1 protein-coding gene is annotated in these 1,545 nt (G+C 63.6%); it reads left to right on the top strand.

Annotated features, from left to right (window positions below):
* Positions 1-123 precede the first annotated feature (123 nt).
* Positions 124-1,545, top strand: a 1,422-nt coding sequence (locus tag LG396_RS38715; RefSeq protein ID WP_225798297.1) for a SpnB-like Rossmann fold domain-containing protein, incomplete at its 3' end; no start/stop codon positions are given.

A 1,545-nucleotide genomic window follows, 5' to 3' on the forward strand; every position in this document is an offset into this window, starting at 1 on the left:
CGGGTGGAGATGGTTGATGGGGTGGGGTCTTTGGTGGCGGTGGTGGGTTCTTTGGTGGCGCGGTCGGTGGGTGTGGGGTCTTTGGGTGGTGGGGTTTCGGGTGTGGGTGGGTCGTTGTTTGGGGTGGAGTGGGTTGAGTTGCCGGCTGGTGGGGGTGTTGTTTCTGAGGGTGTTGTGAGTTCTGTTTCTGGTGGTGGTGTGGGTTCTGGTGGTGTGTGGGTGGTGGTGGGGTCGGGGTTGGTTTGTGAGGGTGTGGTTGGGGGTTTGGTTGGTGGGGGTGTTGAGGTGGTTTGTTTTGGTGATGTGGGGTTGTTGGTGGAGGCGGTGGAGTTGGGTGAGGTGGTGCCGGAGGTGGTGGTGTGGTGTGTGGAGGGTGGTTCGTGGGTGGGGGATGTGGGTGGTGGTGTGAGTGGTGTGGTGGTTGAGGGTTTGGGTGTGGTGCAGGGGTGGTTGTCGGGGGTGGGTGTGGGTCGGTTGGTGGTGGTGACGTCGGGTGGTGTGGGTGTGACGTCGGGTGGTGTGGATGTGGGTGTGGGGTCGGGTGGTGTGGGTGTGGTGGGTGGTTCGGCTGGGGTGGTGGGTTTGGTGCGTTCGGTGCAGGTGGAGCATCCGGGTCGGGTGGTGTTGGTGGATGTGGATGTGGATGCGGTGGATGTGGATGCGGTGGTTGGGGATGGGTGTGGTGGGTTGGGTTTGGTGGGTGTGGTGGGGGTTGCGGTGGGTGCGGGGGAGTGGCAGGTGGCGGTGCGGGGTGGGGTGGTGTGGGTGCCTCGGTTGGTGGAGTTGGGGTCGGGTGGTGTGGGTGTGCCGGTGGGTGGGGTGTGGCGGTTGGAGCCGGTGGGTGGTCGGGGGTCGTTGGAGGATGTGGTGGCGGTTGATGTGAGTGGTGTGGGGTTTTTGGGTGGTGGGGTTTTGGGTGAGGGTTTGGTGCGGGTGGAGGTGCGGGCGGCTGGGGTGAATTTCCGGGATGTGTTGATTGCTTTGGGTGAGTATCCGGGTGAGGGGGTTATGGGTGCTGAGTTTGCTGGTGTGGTGACTGGTGTGGGTGCGGGTGTGGTGGGTGTGGGTGTGGGTGATCGGGTTATGGGGTTGTGTGAGGGTGGTTTTGGGTCGGTGGTGGTGACGGATTATCGGATGGTGGTGGGGGTTCCGGAGGGGTGGTCGTTTGAGCGGGCGGCGTCGGTGCCGACGGTGTTTTTGACGGCGTGGTATGGGTTGGCGGATTTGGCGGGGGTTGCGGCTGGTGAGTCGGTGTTGGTGCATGCGGCTGCGGGTGGTGTGGGTTTGGCGGCGTTGCAGTTGGCGCGTTATTGGGGTGTGGAGGTGTTTGCGACGGCGAGTGAGGCGAAGTGGGGTGTGGTTGAGGGTGCGGGTGTGCCGCGGGAGCGGATTGCGTCGTCGCGGGATGTGGGGTTTGCGGAGCGTTTCCGGGAGGTGTCGGGGGGTCGGGGTGTGGATGTGGTGTTGAACAGTCTGGCGGGGGAGTTTGTTGATGCTTCGTTGGGGTGTCTGGGTGAGGGTGGCCGTTTCGTTGAGATGGGTAAG

The organism is Streptomyces aculeolatus (assembly GCF_020400605.1).
GTDB classification, from domain to species: domain Bacteria; phylum Actinomycetota; class Actinomycetes; order Streptomycetales; family Streptomycetaceae; genus Streptomyces; species Streptomyces aculeolatus.